Source organism: Synechococcus sp. BO 8801 (genome assembly GCF_002252675.1).
Lineage (GTDB): Bacteria > Cyanobacteriota > Cyanobacteriia > PCC-6307 > Cyanobiaceae > Cyanobium.
Window position 1 is genome coordinate 60,641 of the sequence record NZ_NQKY01000002.1, and the last position, 22,819, is coordinate 83,459.

General features: G+C 62.4%; 15 protein-coding genes. 8 read left to right on the forward strand and 7 right to left on the reverse strand.

Going from position 1 to position 22,819, the window contains the following annotated elements:
- Positions 1–9: 9 nt before the first annotated feature.
- Positions 10–999 carry a GntR family transcriptional regulator gene (locus CJZ86_RS01820; RefSeq protein WP_015109798.1) on the reverse strand — a complete coding sequence of 330 codons (990 nt, stop codon included), beginning with the start codon at positions 997–999 and terminating at the stop codon, positions 10–12.
- A gap of 104 nt (positions 1,000–1,103) precedes the next feature.
- Between CJZ86_RS01820 and CJZ86_RS01825 the strand changes: the two genes are divergently transcribed.
- Complete coding sequence (locus CJZ86_RS01825; RefSeq protein WP_233133780.1) at positions 1,104–1,913, forward strand: dienelactone hydrolase family protein; 810 nt, start codon at positions 1,104–1,106, stop codon at positions 1,911–1,913.
- 45 nt (positions 1,914–1,958) lie between these two features.
- Here CJZ86_RS01825 and infC read toward each other — a convergent pair whose 3' ends face one another.
- Positions 1,959–2,540 carry a translation initiation factor IF-3 gene (infC, locus tag CJZ86_RS01830; RefSeq protein WP_094584272.1) on the reverse strand — a complete coding sequence of 194 codons (582 nt, stop codon included), beginning with the start codon at positions 2,538–2,540 and terminating at the stop codon, positions 1,959–1,961.
- Positions 2,541–2,560: 20 nt separating this feature from the next.
- Positions 2,561–3,496, reverse strand: coding sequence for a tRNA (adenosine(37)-N6)-dimethylallyltransferase MiaA (gene miaA, locus CJZ86_RS01835; protein ID WP_233133781.1), 936 nt, complete (start codon positions 3,494–3,496; stop codon positions 2,561–2,563).
- Between the two features lie 249 nt (positions 3,497–3,745).
- On the opposite strand from miaA, the gene gyrB reads away from it, so the two are divergent.
- Complete coding sequence (gene gyrB / locus CJZ86_RS01840; RefSeq protein WP_094584273.1) at positions 3,746–5,704, forward strand: DNA topoisomerase (ATP-hydrolyzing) subunit B; 1,959 nt, start codon at positions 3,746–3,748, stop codon at positions 5,702–5,704.
- Between the two features lie 17 nt (positions 5,705–5,721).
- Positions 5,722–6,039, forward strand: coding sequence for a hypothetical protein (locus CJZ86_RS01845; RefSeq protein ID WP_094584274.1), 318 nt, complete (start codon positions 5,722–5,724; stop codon positions 6,037–6,039).
- A gap of 27 nt (positions 6,040–6,066) precedes the next feature.
- On the opposite strand, the gene CJZ86_RS01850 is transcribed toward CJZ86_RS01845, so the two are convergent.
- A complete protein-coding gene (locus tag CJZ86_RS01850; protein WP_094584275.1) occupies positions 6,067–6,546 on the reverse strand; it encodes a glutathione peroxidase in 480 nt (159 codons plus the stop codon).
- Positions 6,547–6,625: 79 nt separating this feature from the next.
- Between CJZ86_RS01850 and mgtE the strand changes: the two genes are divergently transcribed.
- The 4 genes from mgtE (at position 6,626) to CJZ86_RS01870 (ending at position 12,053) form a co-directional block, all read left to right on the forward strand.
- Positions 6,626–8,002, forward strand: coding sequence for a magnesium transporter (gene mgtE, locus CJZ86_RS01855; protein WP_094584276.1), 1,377 nt, complete (start codon positions 6,626–6,628; stop codon positions 8,000–8,002).
- Positions 8,003–8,217: 215 nt separating this feature from the next.
- Positions 8,218–9,171: an RpoD/SigA family RNA polymerase sigma factor gene (locus CJZ86_RS01860; RefSeq protein ID WP_094584460.1), complete on the forward strand. Its 954-nt coding sequence runs from the start codon at positions 8,218–8,220 to the stop codon at positions 9,169–9,171.
- 65 nt (positions 9,172–9,236) lie between these two features.
- Entirely contained in the window at positions 9,237–9,998 is a 762-nt protein-coding gene (locus tag CJZ86_RS01865; RefSeq protein ID WP_094584461.1) for a putative 2OG-Fe(II) oxygenase, read from the forward strand.
- 225 nt (positions 9,999–10,223) lie between these two features.
- Entirely contained in the window at positions 10,224–12,053 is a 1,830-nt protein-coding gene (locus CJZ86_RS01870; RefSeq protein ID WP_094584277.1) for a recombinase family protein, read from the forward strand.
- Between the two features lie 1,735 nt (positions 12,054–13,788).
- Here CJZ86_RS01870 and CJZ86_RS01875 read toward each other — a convergent pair.
- Positions 13,789–18,720 (reverse strand): DEAD/DEAH box helicase, encoded by a 4,932-nt coding sequence (locus CJZ86_RS01875; RefSeq protein ID WP_094584278.1) that lies wholly within the window; start codon positions 18,718–18,720, stop codon positions 13,789–13,791.
- A gap of 519 nt (positions 18,721–19,239) precedes the next feature.
- The gene (locus CJZ86_RS16430) at positions 19,240–20,610 is read right to left on the reverse strand and encodes a P-loop NTPase family protein (RefSeq protein ID WP_158219483.1); all 1,371 of its coding nucleotides are present in this window, start codon (positions 20,608–20,610) and stop codon (positions 19,240–19,242) included.
- A 498-nt stretch (positions 20,611–21,108) separates the two neighbouring features.
- Here CJZ86_RS16430 and mutT point away from each other — a divergent pair, with 498 nt between their 5' ends.
- Entirely contained in the window at positions 21,109–22,278 is a 1,170-nt protein-coding gene (mutT, locus tag CJZ86_RS01880) for an 8-oxo-dGTP diphosphatase MutT (protein ID WP_094584279.1), read from the forward strand.
- Here mutT and tsaE read toward each other — a convergent pair.
- Positions 22,241–22,777 carry a tRNA (adenosine(37)-N6)-threonylcarbamoyltransferase complex ATPase subunit type 1 TsaE gene (gene tsaE, locus CJZ86_RS01885; RefSeq protein ID WP_094584280.1) on the reverse strand — a complete coding sequence of 179 codons (537 nt, stop codon included), beginning with the start codon at positions 22,775–22,777 and terminating at the stop codon, positions 22,241–22,243. The two genes, mutT and tsaE, sit on opposite strands and share 38 nt — an antisense overlap.
- Positions 22,778–22,819 lie beyond the last annotated feature (42 nt).

Genomic DNA, 22,819 nt, shown 5'->3' on the forward strand with positions numbered 1-22,819 from the left:
TTCCCGCCGTCAGGCCGCCAGGAGGCCGATCTCCTTGCGCAGTTGGTCAATGGTGGCGCTGCCAAGGTAGCTCTGCGCACAGTGCACCATCGGCAGGCGCATCAGCTGGGCGCGGTTCTGGCGCAGGGTCTGCTCCACCAGGGGCAGGCTGGGCTTGTCGCAGATCACGTGGCTGGAGGCCCGCAGCAGGGCCAGGAGGCGGCTGCTGGTGTCGGGATTGGCCGTCATCACCAGCAGTTCGTTGCCCCGCATGCTGTGCAGGATCACCTCGGCGGCCCGCAGGATCCCGGGGCTGATGCTCACCAGGCCCACGCAGCTGCCGGGGCGCAGCTCCTTGAGCATGCCCAGCTCGTGGCCGAAGTCGTTGAGGTCGACCGGCACGGCCCGCACACCGTGCACCTTGGCGATCTGCTCCACCTCCTGCAGGAAGTAGCGGCTGGTGACCACCGTGCCCTTGCTGGAGGTCTCCAGCACCGACTCCAGCTCCTCGATCGGCACCACCTCGACGGGCACCTCCAGGCTGGGCTTGAGTTCCTCGGCGATCAGGATCGAGGCGCCGATGTCTTCGCGGGAGGTGCTCACCAGCACCCGGGCGCCGCAGCGCAGCCGCCAGTCGATCTCGCGGGTGAGCAGCTCCCGGGCCTGCTGCAGGGTGCAGCCGGCGTTGAGCAGGCCGTCGACGCTCTGGCGCACCTCCCGGTCGATGTCCGGCAGGGCCTTGCTGCGCAGGCCCGGCGGCGGCTTGATCTCGCGCGGGTTCTGCTGGTCGCGCACATAGATACCCGACCCGGCCATCGCCTCCACCACGCCGTCGGTCTCGAGCTGGCGGTAGACCTTGCTGATCGTGTTGCGGTGCAGGCCGGTCTGCATGGCCAGCTGGCGCGTACTCGGCAGACGGTGGCCCGGTGGGTAGTGCCGGGCGGCGATGGCGAAGCAGATCTGGTTGTACAGCTGGGTCGACGCCGGGATGTCGCTCTCCTGCTGAATGTGAAAACGCACGCCGGTGTGGCCAAGGTGTCCTTGGCCGCCACCCTACGGAGCTTTGGGGCCCGTGACAATTCCCTCGTTGGCATACGACCATGTGCCGGTTGCCCTGTGCCGGTTTGTCCCCCTCCGATTGCGTCGCCTCCTGGCAGTCGATCGACCCCCGCCGCCCGGACCAGGTGCCGCTGCGCTGTTGGTGGGCCCGGCCCGCCGACGGGCCGCCCCGCGCCGGTGTGCTGGTGCTGCCGGAGGTGTTCGGCCTCAACGGCTGGATCCGGGGCGTGACGGAGCGACTGGCGGCGGCGGGCTACGCGGCGCTGGCGGTACCCCTGTTCGCCCGCACCGCCCCCGATCTGGAGCTGGACTACGGCCCCGATGAGCTGGCCCTCGGGCGCAGCCACAAGGAGCGCACCCGCACCGACCAGCTGCTCGCCGATGTGGGCCTGGCCGCCGCGTGGCTGCAGCAGCAGCTGCCCCCCGCGGCCGCCGCCGGAGGCCTGGGGTGCGTGGGCTTCTGCTTCGGCGGCCACGTCGCCCTGCTCGCGGCCAGCCTGCCGGCGGTGGCCGCCACGGTGGATTTCTACGGGGCCGGCGTGGCCGCGGGCCGTCCTGGGGGTGGCCCGCCCAGCCTCGAGCTGGTGCCGACGATCGGCGGCACCCTGCTGTGCATCTGCGGCCGGGAGGATCCCCTGATCCCGGCCGCCGACGTGGCGGCGATCGAAACGGCCCTGGCCGCGGCGAACGCCGCCCGGGCTGCGGTCAATGCCTCCACGGGGCTCCACCGGCTGGTGCTGCTGGAGGGGGGCCACGGTTTCATGTGCGCGGCCCGCTCCGACCACCACCCCGCCTCGGCGGCGGCCGGTTGGTCGCTGCTGCTGGACGCGTTTGAGAGCCAGCTGGGGCCCGACAGGCACCGGGCGGGAGGCTGAAAACGTGCTCCGCCAGGAGAGCGAGGGGGGCTCAGCCGGAGCGCCTCAGCTGGCCGCCGTGGCTGGCGTCTTGCCGGCCGCCTGCTTGCGCGGGCTCAGGAACATGATCATGTTGCGGCCCTCGCGCTTGGGGGGCTGCTGGATCTCGGCGTTCTCCTCGAGGTCCTTGGCCATGCGGTAGAGCAGCTGCTCGGCCAGGGCGGTGTGCTGGATCTCCCGGCCCCGGAAGATCACCGTGCACTTCACCTTGTCGCCGGACTTGAGGAAGCGGACCGCCTGACCGATGCGCACCTGATAGTCGTGCGAATCGATCTTGTAGCGCATCTTCACCTCCTTGACTTCGGTCTGGTGCGATTTCTTCTTGGCTTCCTTGGCCTTTTTCTCCTGCTCGAACTTGTATTTGCCGTAATCCATGATCCGGCAGACCGGCGGATCGGCCTTCTCGCTCACCAGGACCAGATCCAGCTCCCGGTCGCGGGCGACATCAAGGGCCGCCTCTCGGGTGATGACTCCCAGTTGACTGCCGTCCGCATCCACCACACGAAGGTTGGGGTAGCTGATGCGGTCGTTGATGTTGGGCAGCTCCCGCACGGGAGCACGGCGATCAAAACGGGGACGGGGAGGCATTCACAGGGGCGGTTAGACCTTCACCATAAACCGCCCGTGGCCGCCCCCAGGGCACGCTGAAGCACATCCGCCTCCGAAGCCGGGGCCGCGGCGGCGTCCGTCAGCCAGAGGGGACGGTGCTGGCGCCGGAACCAGGTGCGCTGGCGCTTGGCGTACTGCCGAGTGCGCCGCTCCGTCAGGGCGACGGCGGCGTCGGGCTCCAGTTCACCCCGCAGCAGCCGGGCGGCCTCGCCGTAGCCGATCGTTTCCAGCAGGGGGCAGTCGGTCCCGAAGCGCTCGATCAGCTGCGCCGTCTCCTCCACCAGGCCGCCGGCGAACAGGGCGGCGGTGCGGCGCCGGATGCGCTGGGGCAGGTCGGCCGGATCCAGGCCCAGCTCCAGCACCCGCCAGGGGGGAGGGGAGAGGCCCTGCTGGGCCGACAGGGGCCTGCCGGTGGCGTAGAGCACCTCCAGGGCCCGGCTGGTGCGGAACGCATCCGCCGCGGCGATGCGACCGGCCGCCACCGGATCCGCCTGGCGCAGCACCTGGTGGCAGAACGGCTGGCCCAGGGCGGCGAACTGGGCCCTCAGGGCCGGCTGGGGTGGCACCGCCGGCGGCCGCAGGCCGGCCAGCAGGGCCTTCAGGTAAAGCCCGCTGCCCCCCACCAGCAGGGCCACGCCGCGGCGGCGATGCTCCGCTTCGATGGCGGCGGTGGCCAGGGCCGTGAACTCCTGCAGGGTGAGGGGCCGGTCGGGGTCGCTCAGATCCAGCAGCTCGTGCCGCACCCGGGCCCGCTGCTCGGCGCTGGGCTTGGCCGTGCCCACGTCCATGTGGCGGTACATCTGGCGGGAATCCACCGACAGCACGGCCAGGTCGAGGGCTTCGGCCAGCTCGATCGCAAGGGCGGTCTTGCCGCTGGCGGTCGGGCCCAGCAGGGCGATCACCAGGGGGAGATCGGCGCCGGGGAGGGACACCACGGGGGTCGGGAGCGGCGGCGGCAGGCCGGGCGCGACAGGGGAATCGGGCCATCCTGCCGGAGGGGGACGCAGGCGGCGATTGCACCCCCGATCCAAATCGGTTCTCAGAGGCGCCTCTGGGGCTCTACGGGACGGCGGTGGTAGATTGGCCTTTGCGCAGCGTCCTTTCGGAGCCGCTTCGCCCCATTGCCGCCCCACCGCCCCTGGGATTCGCCGCCCTTGTCAGCCCCCTGGGGAAACCTTTTCTGAATGAGCGACGCCATCAAAGTCGAAGCGGCCTACGGCGCCGAACAGATTCAGGTGCTGGAAGGCCTGGAGCCGGTGCGCAAACGGCCCGGCATGTACATCGGCACCACCGGGCCCCGGGGTCTCCACCATCTCGTCTATGAGGTCGTCGACAACTCGGTCGACGAAGCCCTGGCGGGCCACTGCGACGAGATCCTGGTCACCCTGCACGGAGATGGCTCCGCCAGCGTCACCGACAACGGCCGCGGCATCCCCACCGACATCCATCCCCGCACCGGCCGCAGCGCCCTGGAGACGGTGCTGACCGTGCTCCACGCCGGCGGCAAGTTCGGCAGCGGCGGTTACAAGGTCTCCGGCGGCCTGCACGGCGTCGGCATCTCGGTGGTCAACGCCCTCAGCGAGTGGGTGGAGGTGACCGTCCACCGCCAGGGCCAGGTCCACCGCCAGCGCTTCGAGCGGGGCCTGCCGATCGGCACCCTCGCCTCCGAGGACGCCGCCGACGCCCACACCGGCACGTCGGTGCGCTTCCGGCCCGACATCGAGATCTTCAGCGGCGGGATCGAGTTCGATTACCACACCCTCTCGGCCCGGCTGCGGGAACTCGCCTATCTCAACGGTGGTGTCCGCATCGTCTTCCGCGACGAGCGCAGCGCCGCCGTCGGCGCCGATGGTGCGGCCCACGAGGAGATCTACCACTACGAAGGCGGCATCAGGGAGTACGTCGCCTATATGAATGCGGAGAAGGATCCGCTGCATCCCGAGATCATCTACGTCAACGCCACCAAGGACGGCGTCCAGGTGGAGGCGGCGCTGCAGTGGTGCGTCGATGCCTACTCCGACAGCATCCTGGGCTTCGCCAACAACATCCGCACCGTCGACGGTGGCACCCACATCGAGGGCCTCAAGACGGTGCTCACCCGCACCCTGAACACGTTCGCCAAGAAGCGGGGCAAGCGCAAGGACGCCGACACCAACCTGGCCGGGGAGAACATCCGCGAAGGTCTCACGGCCGTGCTGTCGGTCAAGGTGCCGGATCCGGAGTTCGAGGGCCAGACCAAGACCAAGCTGGGCAACACCGAGGTGCGCGGCATCGTCGATACCACGGTGGGTGAGGCGCTCGGCGAATACCTGGAATTCAACCCCCAGGTGATCGACCTGATCCTGGAGAAGGCGATCCAGGCCTTCAATGCCGCCGAGGCCGCCCGCCGCGCCAGGGAGCTGGTCAGGCGCAAGTCGGTGCTGGAAAGCTCCACCCTGCCCGGCAAGCTGGCCGACTGCAGCTCCCGCGATCCCAGCGAATCGGAGATCTACATCGTCGAGGGGGACTCGGCCGGTGGCTCCGCCAAGCAGGGCCGCGACCGCCGCTTCCAGGCGATCCTGCCCCTGCGGGGCAAGATCCTCAACATCGAGAAGACCGACGACGCCAAGATCTACAAGAACACCGAGATTCAGGCCCTGATCACGGCCCTCGGACTGGGCATCAAGGGCGAGGACTTCGAGGAGAAGAATCTCCGCTATCACCGCATCGTCATCATGACGGACGCGGACGTCGATGGCGCCCACATCCGCACCCTGCTGCTCACCTTCTTCTACCGCTACCAGAAGGCACTGGTGGAAGGCGGCTACATCTACATCGCCTGCCCGCCGCTCTACAAGGTGGAGCGCGGTAAGAACCACAACTACTGCTACAACGAAAACGAGCTCAAGAAGGTGCTGGAAGGCTTCGGCGAGAAGGCCAACTACAACATCCAGCGCTTCAAGGGCCTTGGCGAAATGATGCCCAAGCAGCTCTGGGAAACCACCATGGACCCGGAGACCCGCATGATGAAGCGCGTCGAGATCGAGGATGCCCTCGAGGCCGACCGCATCTTCACGATCCTGATGGGCGACAAGGTCGCCCCCCGCAGGGAGTTCATCGAGACCCACAGCGCCGAGCTGGATTTCGCCCAGCTCGACATCTGATGCGGCCGCGTCCTGCGATGCCTCTGCCGGCCTGGCGCTGGGCCGCCCTTCTGGGCTTCGCCCTGATGGCCCCCGCCGCCCTGCCCGCCGGCGGCGGCGAGCGACGGCTCCCGGAGGTGCGGCGACGGGAGCGCCAGGCCGAGCCCCTGATCAGCAGCGGCAGCCTCGGTCTCCACTGCGCCCCCCGTTGCCAGGCACCGGTGCTGGTGCGCCTGGAAACAGGCGCTCCGCTGCGGGTGCTGCGGGAATGGCTGGAGCCGGGCGGCCGCCGCTGGCTGCGGGTGGAGACCTCCACCGCCGACGGCCGGGCCAGCCGGGGCTGGCTGCCCGGCTGACCCTGACGGCATCGGGTCCCAGCAGGCTCAGGCCGCCAGCGCTTTCTCGATCGCGGCGGTCAGTTCGGCCCCGTCCGGTTCCACCGCACTCTTGAAGCGGGCCACCACGGTGCCGTCCTTGCCGATCAGGAACTTCTCGAAGTTCCAGGCCACGTCGCCGGCGGGTTCGGCCTGGGTGAGGGTGTCGTAGGGGGCGGTCTTCGAGCCGGTGGCGTGCACCTTGTCGAACAGCTCGAAGCCGACGCCGTAGGTGGTGGAGCAGAACTGCTGGATCTCGTCGAGGGTCCCCGGCTCCTGGGCGCCGAAGTCGTTGCAGGGGAAGCCGAGCACGGCCAAGCCCTGGGGGCCGAAGCGGTCCTGGATGGCCTGCAGGCCGGCGTACTGGCGGGTGAAGCCGCAGCGGCTGGCCACGTTGACGATCAGCAGGACCTGGCCGGCCCACTCGCCGAGCCGGCGCTCCTGGCCGGCGGCGGTGCGCACCACCACGTCGCTCACGTTGACGGCCATGGGTTCCTGGGGAGGGGAGAACGCCGCGGACCCTAGCGGCTCAGCCCATACACTCGTACCCACCGGCATCTGAGGAGCGATGGCTGAGGCCTCCGCCGTCGCCGAGGTGGTGGCCCGCCAGCTGGAGGGTCTGCTGCAGGCGGGCAACTACGACGGCGCCAAACTGCTGCTGCAGCCCGTGCAGCCGGTGGATTCCGCCGAGGCGATCGGCACCCTGCCGCGCACGCTCCAGGCCCTCGCCTTCCGGCTGTTGCCCAAGAACGAGGCCATCGAGGTCTACGAGTACCTCGACGGCTCGGTGCAGCAGAGCCTGCTGGAGCGGCTGCGCTCCGGCGAGGTGCTGGAGCTGGTGGAGGAGATGTCCCCGGACGACCGGGTGCGACTGTTCGATGAACTGCCGGCCAAGGTGGTCCGGCGGCTGCTGGCGGAACTGAGCCCGGCGGAGCGGCGGGTCACCGCCCAGATGCTCGGCTACGAGGCCGAGACCGCCGGTCGCCTGATGACGACCGAGTTCATCGACCTGAAGGAATTCCACAGCGCCCAGCAGGCCCTCGACATCGTGCGTCGCCGGGCCCGGGACACCGAGACGATCTACAGCCTCTACGTGACCGATGCCTCCCGGCATCTCAGCGGCATGCTGTCCCTGCGGGATCTGGTGACGGCCGATCCGGAGGACCGGCTCGGGGACGTGATGACCCGGGAGGTGATGAGCGTCAGCACCGACACCGACCAGGAGGAGGTGGCCCGGGTGATCCAGCGCTACGACTTCCTGGCCGTGCCGGTGGTGGACCGGGAGCAGCGGCTGGTGGGCATCGTCACCGTCGACGACGTCATCGACGTCATCCAGCAGGAGGCCACCCGCGACCTCTATGCGGCCGGCGCCGTGCAGGCCGGCGACGAGGACGACTACTTCCGCAGCAACCTGTTCACCGTGGCGCGGCGCCGGGTGGTGTGGCTGCTGGTGCTGCTGGTGGCCAACACCGGCACCTCGGCCGTGATCGCCTCCGAGCAGCATGTGCTCAAGCAGGTGGTGCTCCTGGCGGCCTTCATCCCGCTGCTGATCGGCACCGGCGGCAACGTCGGCGCCCAGAGCTCCACCGTGGTCATCCGGGGTCTCAGCACCCAGCGGCTGCAGTCCCTGGGCCCCTGGCGCACGATCGGCCGGGAGCTGGTCGCCGGGGCGCTGCTGGGCGGGCTGCTGGCGGTGGTGGTGGTGCCCTGGGCCTGGACCATGGGGGGCAGTCCGCTGGTGGCCGCCTCGGCGGGCATCAGCCTGGTGGCCATCACCACCCTGGCGGCCACCGCCGGAGCGGCCCTGCCCCTGCTGTTCGACCGCCTGGGACTGGATCCGGCCCTGATGTCGGCCCCGTTCATCACCACGGCCACCGACGTAGCCGGCGTGTTCATCTACCTCAGGACCGCCCAGCTGCTGCTGCCCCGGCTCGGCACCGGCTGATGCGGGCCCGTCCGGACCGCGTTTCTGGGCCCTCCCGTTTCTGAGAGGAGTTCACACTTCGTGATGTTACGCTTTACAGACAGTTATGGATCGGATCCATGGTCGTCGCCCTCGCCTACGCCCAACCCTCGACGTCCGACACGGTCCAGATCGCCGAGACGATCCAGGTTTCCGACACGGTCCAGGCCGTGGTCCGCGCCTCCTCCGGCCGCTCGATGCCGCCGGTGGACGGCGACCTGGTCCGTTCCTACCTGAGGGACATCGGCCGGGTGCCGCTGCTCAGCCATGAGCAGGAGATCACCCTGGGCCGCCAGGTGCAGGAGCTGATGGCCCTCGAGGAGATGCGCGAGGAGCTGAAGATGCGCTCCGGCGGCAGCGAGCCCAGCCAGCAGGAGCTGGCGGCGGCGGCGGGCCTGCGGCCGGAGGTGCTGCGCAAGCGCCTGCACGCCGGCCGCCGCGCCAAGGAGCGGATGGTGGCCGCCAACCTGCGTCTGGTGGTGAGCGTGGCGAAGAAGTACACCAAGCGGAACATGGAACTCCTGGACCTGATCCAGGAGGGCACCATCGGCCTGGTGCGGGGTGTCGAGAAGTTCGATCCCACCCGCGGCTACAAGTTCTCCACCTACGCCTACTGGTGGATCCGCCAGGGCATCACCCGGGCGATCGCCGAGAAGAGCCGCACGATCCGCCTGCCGATCCACATCACCGAAACCCTCAACAAGCTCAAGAAGGGCCAGCGGGAGCTCAGCCAGGAGCTGGGCCGCACCCCCACCCTGAGCGAACTGGCCGTGGCGGTGGAGCTGCCCGAGGAGGAGGTGAAAGACCTCCTCTGCCGCGCCCGCCAGCCGGTGAGCCTGGAGACGAAGGTGGGCGACGGTGAGGACACCGAGCTGCTGGATCTGCTGGCCGGCGACGACCTGCTGCCCGCCGATCTGGTGGACGGCGAATGCCTCAAGGGAGACCTGCGGGCCCTGCTGGAGCAGCTGCCGGAACTGCAGGGGCGGGTGCTGAAGATGCGCTACGGCATCGACGGCGAGGAGCCGATGAGCCTCACCGGCATTGGCCGCATCCTGGGCATCAGCCGCGACCGGGTGCGCAACCTGGAGCGCGACGGCCTGGCCGGCCTGCGGCGCGTCAGCGACGCCGTCGAGGCCTACGTGGCCATCTGACGCCTTCCCGGGCGCTCCGTTTGCGAGGCTTGGAACCGCACGCACCTCTTCCTCCCATGGCCGGCATGCCCCCCGCAGCCTCGGAGGACCCGACGATGGAGGTGATCAGTCTCTTTCCCCGCTACCTGCTCCAGGGCCACCTCGGCCCCGCCCAGCTGGCCGATCTTCAGGCCATGGCCCGGGGGGTGCTGGCGGCGCCCGAACGCAGTCCCGATGCCTCGGTGAAGCTGGCCGGCCAGCTGACCCAGCAGCGGGAGCTCGGCCCCGACCATCCCGCCGCCGCCGAGCTCTGCCGTTCGGTGATCCTGCCGGCCTGCGAGCGCTGGATCCGCCACGTGATCGACCAGCAGCCGCCCCAGGGCCGGGGTCCATGGACGCCGGGCCGCTACGGCCTGCAGATGATCGATCTCTGGCTCAACGCCCAGCGCGCCGGCGACTACAACCCCACCCACACCCACGGCGGCAGCTTCTCCGGCGTACTGTTCCTGCAGGTGCCGCCCCAGATCCGGGCCGACAGCTTCGACGGCCAGCTCTGCTTCCACGGCCCGGAGGAATGGCACATCCAGAGCTTCCGCACCGGCATGGCCCACTACGTGCTGCCGGTGCCCGGTGACTTCTATGTGTTCCCGGCCTGGCAGCCCCACTCGGTGCCCCCCTTCCGGGGCGAGGGGGAGCGCTGGTCGATCGCCTTCAACGTGGTGGCCGTGCCCCAGCCGCCATCGCGCCCCGCCCCGCCGCCGGCCCCTGCCCAGGGGGCTGGGCAGGGCCCCTTGCAGGGCAACGTCTCCCTCTCCAGCGGCCGACCCCGACCGGGTGGGTTCCTCTAGGACGCGGCCCCCGCAGCTTCCGGGCCCGATTGGGCCCCTGCGGGCCGATCTGCTCGCCTGGTGGGAGCGGGAGGGCCGCCACCACATTCCCTGGAAGCTTCACCCCGATGGCTCCCGACCGGGGCCGGGGGAGCCCCTGGCCGCCTACGGGGTCTGGGTCGCCGAGGTGATGCTGTGCTCTGCGGCATAGCAAGACTAGGCTGACCATGCCGCCGTGATTCTTGGATGGCACTGGCTTTCTCCTACCGTCGCGTCTCCAGTGGTGGCCAAGCCAAGGGCGGCAAGTCTGGGCTCCAGCGTCAGGAGCAGGCGCTCGCAGGGTGGTTGCGGGGGCATCCCGAGTTCTCCCTGGCGGAGGAGTTGATCGACCCTGGGCTTTCGGCCTACAGCGGCACTCACAGGTTGAGAGGCGCCTTGGGGAGGTTCCTGAGAGCGGCCGAGGGTGGAACTGTTCCGGTGGGCAGCGTTCTGGTGGTTGAGGACTTCCGTCGCTTCAGTAGGGAAGAGCCGGTTGATGCGCTGAAGTCGTTGATCTTCAGCATTTGGGATCAAGGTCTGGGTTTCGCGTGCTGCGCTTACGAATCCGGGAAGCCCTTGTTCAAGGTTGACGCGGGTGGGATCCACTTGGCGGTTCTCTCCATGATGTTCTCCCAGGCCCACAGCGAAAGCCAGACGAAGTCCGCCTGGTCACGTGGGGGGTGGAAGAAGATCTATGAGGCCCAGGATCGAGGAGAGCGCCCCAGGCATGGCATCCCCTACTGGATCGATCGGGATGAGGCCTGCCCCCAGGATCCATTCCGCCTGAATAGTCACTCCCGAGCTGTCGAGGCGATGTTCAGAATGTGCCTTGCTGGCATGGGGCAGACACAGATCGCCGACGAGTTGAACAGCGATGGATTCGATCCGGCACCGTCAAGTAAGAACGGACGTTGGAACCGTGGACAGGTCAGCCAGAGATTGAGGGACTTGGCTGTGACCGGGATGCTTGAGCGGAAGAACAGTCACGACATCCCTGCCTATTACCCGTCCGTGATTAGCCGAGAGATTTTCGATCGAGCACAGCGGGCGAAGGCAAGCCGGGATCGGAAGAAATCAACCACCAAGGCTAGGAAGGCCCATTTTCTATTCGGTGGCTTGGTTCGGTGTGCTGGTTGCGGATCCCTACTGACCTACAGGGCAGCGGGTCGCTACGCCCGTCCAGGCCATCCCGGATACATCACATGCATGGACAGTTGCGGTGCTGCAGCCAAGCGTGGTGAGAGCCGCTGCCGCGAGCAGCTTGGGGCTTGGCGGAAACAGCCAACGATGAATCTTCCGCTGGACGAAGCTGAAGCGCTGTTGATGGCGACGTTGTCGTTGGCCGACTGGCAGAACCTGTTTCCTGTGCAGAGTGGGCCTGAGGTGGAGGTTCTGCGTAGGCAGATCCGGGCTGCGGAAGATGAGCGGGTCGAGCTTCAAGGCAGGATTCAGCGCGGCGAAGAGCGCTTGGCTGATGAACTCATGAAGGAGAGCCCGAATGAGACTCAGATTGATGTCTTGACGAAGACCCTAGAGCTCGCTCGAAGGCTGTTACCTGAGGCGGAGCAACAGGCCGCTGAGTTGAACCTCAGGCTGAGCGAATTGCAACCTGCAGATCCGCTACTTAGTGCTCAGGCCACATCAAAGAGGGTTGCAGAGTTCTTGTCGGCGGATCTGCGGGATGTTGCTAAGCGGATGCAGTTCAACTCCTGGCTCCAGCAACTTGGTGTCCATTGGGTTGTTGGTGGTGACCTGATCACTCTTCAGTACAATCGTCCTGGCCCTGAGGGTGATCTCAGTCAGTACTGGGGGACTGTCATAGGTGAGCTTCATGCCTTGCGCGCCATGGGGCATAAGCGTGGGCTCGCCTTCTTGTTCGCGTGCAGGCGTTGGTTCCAGCGGCTCAAGGAAGGCAAAGCTGAGGTTTCCCTTGTGGATGGACCTGTTTTGCCTTCAGATGTTGCCGCTGGGCTTCAGGAAATCGTGTATTTCCGTGCCCAGGAAATGGGGGTCGATGCCTCTCTCCCCCTTTCCTAGGAGATCAACTCTGAAGACGACCTAATCTGAAACGACACGTCAGGAAACAGAGGCGGCTCTGGGGCAAGCGCCCAGCGGGCGAGGTCCGAGAAGACGCTGCGGAAGCTGAGCGGCGGACGTGGTCAAGCACTGCGCAGGGGGCCACCAGCCACTCAAAGCACACCGGATCCCTGATCACCCAGGGGCGATGGCATGACGCTGGATGTGATGGAGTTTGGGGCGCTGTAGAACATAGGCCCATCAACGCTCCAGATCAGAAGCGGGCAGATAATCGAAGGATAAACAGATTTGCACTGCTCCCGGCTTCTGTATCTGGATGTTAGCCAGAAGACGAGCCTGTTCCGATTCCAGGACTTAGCCATGTGGCTGGAGACACATAGAGTTTATCAACTTTGCCGAGAACTCTTTCGCGAAGCTCTACATTGACATCTAGGCTACCAATGAAGTTGACTGCGCCCCCCTTTGTCTCTTCGATTAAAGTATCCAAGTGAACAACGACATATTGGCCAGGATGTCTGCGTGCTAGATCATGTAATTGAGTGGGGTCTGCGCTTCCATAGTGGTAAAGGATGTGTTTTGCCTTTCCCCTCTTGCTGACGGTTGACTCTGCCGACCAGTGGTGGACTACAGCACATCGGGCCCCATAGAGATCGCTTGCTTCACAGTCCAGCTTCCCACGCGAAAGCATCCAGTCAGACACCCAGCGCTCAAATCTTGGGCCAATATCACTTTCTGTCTCCTCTGCAGCCAAAGAAGCCATGTTATCGATGAAACAGTAAGTGAGAGTTAGAGCTGGTAAGACCCACTCGCATTCCAGGGACTTCTCCATTGCCCGCCAACTGTGGTCGACGGCACTAGCCAAGATGGTGAATTTCCGAATCGCCTCTGCGTCCATGTCCTATGTCTGGCTAACAGCATTTCGAAGGGGTCCGGTATCCATCCTGCTCGGGGTGCTTCGGCGGTATAAGAGGCCTGCGAGTCCACGATAATGCCCTGGAACCGCCTGCCTGTAAGCGTCGAGAGGCTTATTGGAGAAAATACAGACTCTTCGAGCCTGCAACCCGCCTTCCCGCAGGAGGAGCCTACTTGACCCAGTCTGCGCTGGGGCGGCCGCCTGGCACGCCGTATCAGGGAAAATTGGAGTGGATTCGGCGGGGCGCATACCTGGAGGGGGCGGTGACTTTCAGGGAAGTTGTCACTGCTTGGCTGCCACTCAGGCGACCCGAATAAATGGTAGCGCCAGCATCGCTTCTGGGCCCTTTGGTGGCTGGTTGATCCACACTTCTTCTGGTTGACGCCAACAACGGGTGCGCGGGCTCCAGCGGGCGCCGCTGATTGGGTGATTGCGAGCCCCTAATCATGGATCAGGCTTTCGCAGACCGCCACCCAGTCCATGCGAGTCTTCAAAACACTGGGGTGAATTAGTGGTATCAATATATTAGCCTCTTACTAGCAGATACCATCTCGTTGATACGCGATATCTCACCATCCTGGCGCGTCGTGATCGTGAATTTGAAATTGGCCGCAGGACCGTCACTATCACAATCTATGAATTGAGGTTAGCAAGTAAGTATGCAGAGTAGCGCGCCCTACTCTGCGTTCTGCTAATCGAGCGAGTTAAGCTAACAAGGCATTCCAAAGGTAATGTAGCCTTCTACCCCCCACCCCCCCCCGTAGAGGCCAAGAGCATTCAACCGCTCCGAGTTCCTTTGAGTAAACAAGCAATTTATCGATATCAGGTTCTTTCGTTAAGGGCTGGCAGGTTGGCGACGATGTGGTTGGTTTCAACGGACACGCGAGTAATTCGTTTCACGAGATCAATGATGTAACGGGGGTTGTCATGCTCGCGGCACCAGTCGTTAGGATCGTTCTTGATGCCACTATTTTTGTCTACCGTAATCTGATATCGTTCCATGATCCATTCAAGTGCAGGCTTGCCGTTGACGACGTAGTCATAGGCATCTAGCGGGATGCCAGAAAGAGTTACTTTGCTGTTATAGACGATGCGGGTCTTGTCCCATTTTAATCCCTGGGCCTTCTGCTTAGGGCTGGGTCGGGCAAAGGTCATCTTCTGCAGTTTAAACAGCTCCCATGGATCAATACAGAGTTCGTCGCATTGTTCCGAGATGTTCGGATGAGGGTCAACAGTCTCGTAGTTAAGATGCATATTGGCGAGATCGCGACCTGCCTGAGTGAAGCACTGGTAGTCGGCAAGCTCCTTAGTCAAAGGAATCCGTGGCAGCATCTTCTGAAGATCGGCAGCGAAGCGTTCGCGGTATTCAGGTGAGTGAAGGATGCCGTAAACATAATAGAATATGTCCTCCTTCTCTACTTTATCGCCATATACGAGACGAAACTTGGCATGTATACCGTCAGTGATGGCATTTCTGCGACGGTAGCCATCAATGATTACGACGTCATCATCTTCTGTGTCTAGGTCTAGTCTGCCAGCTATTGCCTGCACCTTTTCATAGAGATATAGGGGGAAGCACTGGACACCTCCATCAGGATGTAAGTCTGGCAGATTTCCCACTGCTAGCGCACCTATCCCTGACCCACTCCATCGAACTTGCCACATAATCATCAAGTTCTGGTGGTTAATAGTTGGATAGATCCGTTCTTTGTAGCGGTGATTAAAGTGCTTGTCGTAATATAGTGCAGACTTTGAATATGGACGATAGAGTGATATACCGATCTTTGCCTCTGAGAAAGTGGTCTTCCGAGACTGACACAGCTTTGCAATAAGGGAGCTAGTCCACTTTATTCGCTTGTCATCTTCAATTACTCGCCTTTTTGCTTCGGCAGGTGGATCCGACGCTGCTCTGCAAGCCGCTCCATGCGCATCTACCTGTTGGTTGAAGAAGTCAATGCTGGTCTGCATTGTTGTGGCAAGCTTATGGCGCGAAAAATTGTAAACCCATGCGTCTCTATTAGTTTGAACTCCGTTCTGTCGATCCGCGAAGAACTCCAGTTGTCCGTGATGATCTGAATTCATGGGAATGAACCTCTGGAATGCCGGATCACGATGATTTATCCAGTCATGAGAGCTGTTGGGCCTAATCCTGCACCATTTATTCTCGCGATTCAGGGCGTTTATACTGACGAGTCTGGCGATAGTACTTAGCTTTTCCTGACGGGTGAGGTAGTCGCCTATATCGTGGTAGAAGAGTTCTCCGGGCCCTCTCTTTAGAGGGTTTCTGACAAGGATAGAGATGGCAATTGGAGTGCGAGAACCTTGGCCGAAGACATTATCCTTCTCCTTGCGGCGCTGTTCACCGGAGGTTCTAGCGTTGCCGCGAAGGTTGACTATATATAGCGATGTGAACTCATCTACGAGGCACGCACGTAGGCCGCTGCCTACGTTGGAGTCAATGAATTGGCCGTTGGTTACGAATCCGATAACGCCTTGTTTGCCTATTCTGTCACTGGCCCAGCGGATCGCTCGGATATATGAGTCGTAGAGAGAGTTTTTATTGATGGCTGCTGAACGGGCGGCGTAGGTTTCGGTGATTCGAGTGTCGAGAGTGGGGTAAGCGACTGGGTTGTCATTCACCGAATACGGCGGGTTGGCGAGGATAACGCGAATTGGTGCATTCTTCTGCCGTGTGACGCGCATGTTGTTAACTGGAAACATGACATCTTGCATCTCGGTCTGAGTTTCCGAGACTTCGGTAAGGTTGAACGTATCAGTGAGGACGATGCCATCAAATGGCACGTATTCGAGACGATCAGCACTCTTGTGACTGTCGTCGTCGTTCGCTCCTGCTTCTTGCTGCAGAGTGTGAAAGGTCTCCTCAATATTGATGGCGGCTATGTAGTAGGCAAGGAGGACGATCTCGTTGGCGTGGAGTTCATTGGTGAACTTGCGCTGGATGTCTTCGGGTCTGATGAGACCGCTCTGGAGGAGGCGTGTGATGAATGTGCCGGTGCCGGTAAAGGGGTCAATGATGTGGACGTCCTTTGCGCTTAGAGAGGAATTGAACTCGCTCTGGAGAACGTCTTCAACTGAACGGATGATGAAATCCACAACCTCTGTGGGGGTGTACACAATGCCAAGGCGTTCGGCAACTGACTTAAAGGCAGTAGCAAAAAACTTCTCGTAAAGTTCTAGGATTATCTTCTGCTTGCCTTCTGCATTGTCAATGCCAGCAACACGGGTGCGAACGGAAGCATAAAACTTCTCTAAGCTGGCAGTTTCCTTTTCAAGCGCTTGACCCTCTAGGGCGTCAAGCATCTTCTGCATCGACTGGGATACCGGGTTGAGATCGGAAAAGGCGTAGTCAGCAAAGAGGGCATCGAAGATGGGCTTGCTGATGAGATGCTGGGAGAGCATCTCAACAGCCTCTTCGCTCGTGATGGCAGGGTTGATATTTTGGTGGAGTCCGGACAAGAACTGGTCGAAGGCCTTGACATGTTTCGGCCCTCCTTGATCAAGCAGGAGCTGAATGCGGTCAGTGTGGCGTTGTGCAATCTTGGCGACGTCCTCAGCCCATTTGTGCCAGTAACGGCGCTCCCCGCACTTCTTGACAATGCGTGCATAGAGAGCATCTTTCCATTCTTGGAGCTGATGGGAGAAGTTAAAGGTGTACTGTTGACTTCCATTGGACTTTTTATCGGTGCTGTCGCCATCGGATTTTGAACCGGTGTCGTCTGAGACTCCGCCACCTTCTCCGATCCCAATAACGCCAATCTTCGGGGGCGCTTTCTTGTTCAGTTCAATCTGATTAATAGTAGCGTTGAAGCGATCATCGTGAGAACGCAGTGCCTGGAGAACTTGCCAGACAATTGCGTATTTCTTGTTGTCCTTAAGTGCCTCTTCAGGTGTTATGCCAGCAGGGATTCCGATGGGTAGGATGATATAGCCGTATTGCTTGTCCGTAGCTTTGCGCATTACCCGGCCGACGGACTGGACTACATCGACGACGGAGTTCCGTGGATTGAGGAAAATAACGGCGTCGAGGCTGGGGACATCAATACCTTCCGAAAGGCAGCGTGCATTGGAGAGAATGCGGCAGCGCAGGGCCGGACCTGGCTCCTTGAGCCAATCCAACTTGTGGGCGCGTGTGATGGCATTCATACTGCCATCCACATGGTCTACTTGCACGTCAAGGAGGTTTTCTTCGTCGGGATGATCTCCTTTGTATGAATCGACGAGTTCTCCGAAGTAGGAACAGAACGCCTTGGAGTCAGCTATGGAACGTGAGAAGGCGACTGCGGTACGCATTGGGGCGAGATCCCCGTACAGTTCTGCCTCGTCAGTGGTTGTGTGATCAAGCTTTTTCGCGAGCCCGTTCCAGCAGCCTGTGATGCGTACGGCATCGTCGAGGGTTAGGGAGTTGTCGGAATCGGCGATCTGAGCCTGGAAGGTCTTAGAGGCGTAGGCTTCATCCACGGCAAGGACGAGTACCTTGTAGTCGGTGAGTAGATTCTTCTCGACGGCTTCGCCAAAGCCGAGGCGATGGAACTCTGGGCCGTAGACAGCCTCGTCGTCCATTGAGCACAGAGTGGCGTCGGCGTCGTCGGCTTTCGATTTAGTCTCGTCTCCATAGACCCGTGGGGTTGCGGTCATGTAGAGGCGCTTGGAGGCGCGAATGTAGTCGTTATCATGGATCTTGATGAAGTGGGACTCGTCCTGGTCGGCGAGGGTGACGCCAGTGGTGCGGTGAGCTTCGTCGCAGACAACTAGGTCAAAGTCAGGCAGGCCCTTCTTCTGCGCCTCGTGGACAGAAGCGATTGAGTGGTAAGTGGAGAACACGACGGCAGTGCCACGGTTTTCCTTGGACTGCTTGCGCTTCTTGATTTTTGACTGAAGGGCCTCCCACTGGTGTATGAGCGCTTTTGTGTTAGTCGTGGCGGGAAAGGCAAGATCTGTTACGTCAATATCAACATCGTCAGCGTCCTTCGTCTTTCGGCGGCCGATACTAGAGTCTGAGCAGACGGCGAGCGCGTGGATAGGTTTGCTAGAGAAGGCAGTCCACTCGCGAAGTGTTTGGGCGAGTAGAGCGAGAGAGGGAACGAGGAAGAGAACGGTTCCTCCGAGGGCAATCTCTTCGGTGATGGCAAGGGAGGTGTAAGTCTTCCCGGTGCCGCACGCCATTATCAGCTTGCCGCGGTCATGATCGGCGAAGCACGCCTTGACATCAGCGATGGCGGCTCTTTGGTGAGGTCGGGGGTCACGCTTCTTCTGGAGTTTGAGCCTGTTGATGGCCTCCAGCGAGAATGTGGACCAGTCCACGGGTGAGGCGTCGAGGTCCTGGACTCGGAGCTTCTGGATCGGCTTGCTCTGGTCCTTAATTGTGTGCTCGACATTCGACCCCCATTTATCTGTGGTTGAGACGATGATGCCGGAGGAAAACTGCCGCTTGCCGAGGGCGGAGAGGAATGAGTCGATATCGCCCTTGGAGAGTTGGTGCTCGGGCAGATAGAACTTGCACTGGATGCCGACGATATCACCGGTGGCATCTTCCTCCGCGACGATATCGATTCCAATATCGCCACTATCCCCCTTGAGTGGCCATTCGTTCCAGAGCCATACGTTGGAGAACCGCTCAGCGTATTGCGGGTCGAGTTGGAGGTATCGGCAGATAAGCCGCTCGAACTTGTCGCCTAGGTCTCGGTTGTTGAGGGCGGCATCGCGGAACTCGGCGAGGATGTTATGGATGCTCATATAGTCAACTCAATGTGGATGTGGTCAATTGACGCTTGAGAAAAACGAACACTTACCTGCCGTTCGTCTCCTGCGTTGGCAGAGGGGGCTTGCCAGGTCACCAAGCATCCAGTTGGTACAGAAGTTGTAACACGGATTGGGCTGTCGCAACAAGTCCATTACCCACCTGTTCGTCAAGATGCACCGTTGGCGAGCTTTGAAGAATCGCAGTGTGCCTCTTCTGGAAGATTGAAGGCTTAAGTCGAGATTCTCTATAGGTAGAAATTGATTCAACCCTTCAATCGTCCTGGTAACTAGGCAGTATCCATTTGACCCTGGCGCCACCTGGTCTCGATTGGTGCTGATCAGGCCCATCCCCCCCACCCCCCACCCGAAACTGCCTTATTGGTAAGCCAACGGCCATGATCTCTGTTGTCGCAATGTTTTTGGAGTTCAGGGGAAAGTCCAGAATGCCTCGAATCATAGTCTCGATGTTCTGGTCTCTACGCATCCCTCTTAACCCACTGATGTCACAGGGTTTTAAGCCTCTGTGTTACCAGTCGGGTGATGTTCCAGCGGAAGGGGGGGTGCAGGCGACTTGCTGGCTACGCGAAGGCTGTCCAAGTGTTTAGTGCCCCTCGCAGTCAGGAGGTAGCCAGTCCCTTTACGCTTCAGCATTCCTTCTTGTTTGAGGCGCTGGATTGCGTTGTAGACCGATTGGTTGGGCCGCTTTGTAATAGCGATAATCTGCGCTGCACTTGTGCTAGCAGTAATCCCTTGTGCCTTCATTGCATGTTGCTGGGCGATTGCCCCCAAGACTTGGTCAGCACAGTTCACATAGTAGTGACCTTCAGTTACCCTAAGCCCCTCCTCCGTAAACCCGTATGAAAAGCTGCGATAATCGGAACCACGCAACTTTAGTACATGCCAGACCCTGAGCTTTTCTCCGTTGCCGTTTGGGCGCGACTCAATCATGTGGATTACTGATGGCACCTCCTGAAATGCAGCATGACCACCAATACCTTTGACGGATGCATTCCCAGTCCGATTTGTGTGATGCAGGATCCACAGTGCGCTGTGTTTACAGACAATCTGTTTGAGAAGTCTCAGATATTCTTCGATGGGACCAATGCCAGGTTGCAATCCAGCTCCACGAAACACAGCATTTGCAGTATCAATGATGACCGCACAGATATCTCCTTTCTCCAGGCGACTAGCGAGGCGTTCAAGGTTTGGAAGGCTCATGTTCCAGGGACGCTCGCCCCGTTCGTCATCCTGTGCCCAAATGACAATCGAGGCTCCCCGTTCGTTTGCATTCACTGAATCCAGATAGTCCTCCCACATCGCGTAGGCGCTCCCATCTCCATCGCTTGCGATGATCAAGACAGTGCTGCGGGGATCATCCTCAGGATCGTTGCGAGGTGCTTCCTGGTCCAGGAACCCCCTGTCACGTGTGCTGTAGACCGTTGCAAGCTCCGCAGCGGCGGTAGATTTCCCTGCAGACGCATCAGCGACCAGCAAATGCAGCTCTTTGTCTATACCAAATCCGGGCAATTGCTGGCGCAAGCCTTGGGTGTGCCTTTGTTCCCCGAAACGACGTTCCTCGACGTGAATGTTATTTCCGCCTGGAGAAATATCATAGCTATGGCGCTCAGCCCACAGATATAAGACCCGCTCGTCTGCCCGTTCGCGCTTCAGTCCGAGCTTGAACAATGCACAATAGTGTGCGTCAACTTTGTTGTGATTATTGGCAAGCTTGGCATTAAGTAGTTCCTCGATCTCCAGCTCAATCCGTTTTGCTGTTAAGAGGCTGTTGCTGGAAACCAAAGACTTCAAGTTGCCTTTTGGTTCGTTCAGACCGATTGAACTGGTTTTTCCGAACTGAGAATGATCCTTATCTAAAGTAGGCACGGTACTTTGCCGATATTCCCTCCGAGGCTGGTTGCGCACAGAGCCAGCCCTTTTCCTCTATCAGAGTCTGATGATTCCGCGCGAGCCCGTGCGTTGGCTCGCTGAGGTTTGGGTTTGCCCCTTGAGGGATCGGGGCCTTCTTCTTTTTTCTATCATGGATCCAGGCGCCTGGAGAGACGGCCTTTGCTGTTGCAGATTGCAAACTGGCCTCTCATCTTTCGTCCTGTAGCGCAGTCGGGCCATCCCCAAATTTAAAAACTTTTTATTTTGACTTCGGGCATCGCAATCGACATTTTCCGATGCAGTCACCCAATTGGTTGCTATGGGCTGGCAGCGGCTTGGGCTTTCATGCGGGCCGTTCCAGCGTGTTCTCAAGCATCCATCGCAGGGATTTCATGAGCATTCGGGAGGCCAGATGCGACGCAAGGCAGTCCCGCTGCTTGGACGAGCCTCCCTTGAGGGGGTGGATTGCCCATGCCAACTGACGCGCAAGGACCCATGTCCGACCCTGATCTGAGCGGGCTGGCGGACCAGGCTCCGCTTCTGCGGCGACAGATTCTGGACTGGTGGGAAGCCCATGGACGGCGCCGCATCGACCAGAAGCCCTGGATGTTCACGCCGGATGGCCGCTGGCCAGATCCAGGCGAAGAGCTGTGTGTCCTAGAGTGCTGGGTCGCCGAGGTGATGCTGCAGCAGACCCAGCTGGCGGTGGTGCTGCCCTACTGGCACCGCTGGATGGCGGCGTTTCCTGACGTTGGGACCCTCGCCGCCGCCAGCGAGCACGACGTGCTGATGCTCTGGCAGGGCCTGGGCTACTACGCCCGGGCCCGCCGTCTGCACGCGGGGGCGCGGCAACTCGTCGCCGGCGCCCAGCCATCGGCTGCGGGCAGCGGCGACCCCTGGCCGCGCAGCCTCGAGGGCTGGATGGCCCTGCCGGGCATCGGCCGCAGCACCGCCGGCAGCATCCTCTCCTCCGCCTTCGATCGGCCCTTCGCGATCCTTGACGGCAACGTCCAGCGGGTGCTGGCCCGGCTGATGGCCCACCCGGTTCCGCCGAAGCGGGAGCTGGCCGGGTTCTGGCGGCTCAGCGAGACCCTGCTCGACCCGCAGCGGCCCCGCGCCTTCAACCAGGCCCTGATGGACCTGGGCGCCGGCGTCTGCACCCCCCGCCAGCCCGCCTGCGGCACCTGTCCGTGGCAGCCGCACTGCGCTGCCTACGCTGCCGGCGACCCCGGCCGCTTCCCCGTGAAGGACACCCCCCCGCCCGTGCCGTTCCAGGTGATCGGGGTGGGGGTGGTGTCGGACGCTGCCGGCAGGGTGCTGATCGACCAGCGGCTCCCGGAGGGCCTGCTCGGGGGGCTGTGGGAGTTCCCGGGGGGCAAGCAGGAACCGGGCGAGGCGATCGAGGCGACGATCCGGCGCGAGCTGCGCGAGGAGCTGGCCATCGAGGTGACGGTGGGGGAGGAGCTGATCACGCTCGAGCACGCCTATAGCCACAAGCGGCTGCGCTTCGTGGTGCATCTCTGCCGCTGGCTGGCGGGGGAGCCGCAGCCGCTGGCCTCTCAGCAGGTGCGCTGGGTGGCGCCGGATGAGCTCGCCAGCTACCCCTTCCCGGCCGCCAACGCCCGCATCATCGCGGCGCTGGAGGCAAGGATCGCGGCGGGGTGAAGCCTGGCGGCGGGGTGAAGCCCGGCGGCGTGATCCGGGCCAGCCGGCCCTCGCCCTCCTCCGCGTGGCTCAACGCCACCTCCCAGGCTCCCTCGGGCTGGAAGCTGAGCCGCTCGGGCCATTCCACCGCCAGGACGGCGCCGAGGCCGCGGGCGTCCTCCTCCTCCTGGGCGAACAGTTCATCGGCCGCGGCGCCCGTCTCCAGCCGGTAGAGATCCAGATGCACCAGGGCCGTGGTGCCGGCGTCGGAGCCGGTATCGGTGTCGTAGTGCTGGGCCAGGGCGAAGGTGGGGCTGGTGACCGGCTCGGCGATGCCCAGGGCGGCGGCCAGCCCCTGCACCAGCGACGTCTTGCCGGCCCCGAGCTCCCCTCGCAGCAGCAGCAGGGCGCCGTCACCGTCACCGGCCGCAAGCAGCTGCGACGCCAGTCGCCGCCCCAGGGCGTCGGTGGCGGCGGGGTCCGCCAGATGGCACACCTCGATCGCGTCAGCGGATTCCATCGATGTAGATTGCCCTCCAGCGAGCCCGAAGCCTCGGCGTCT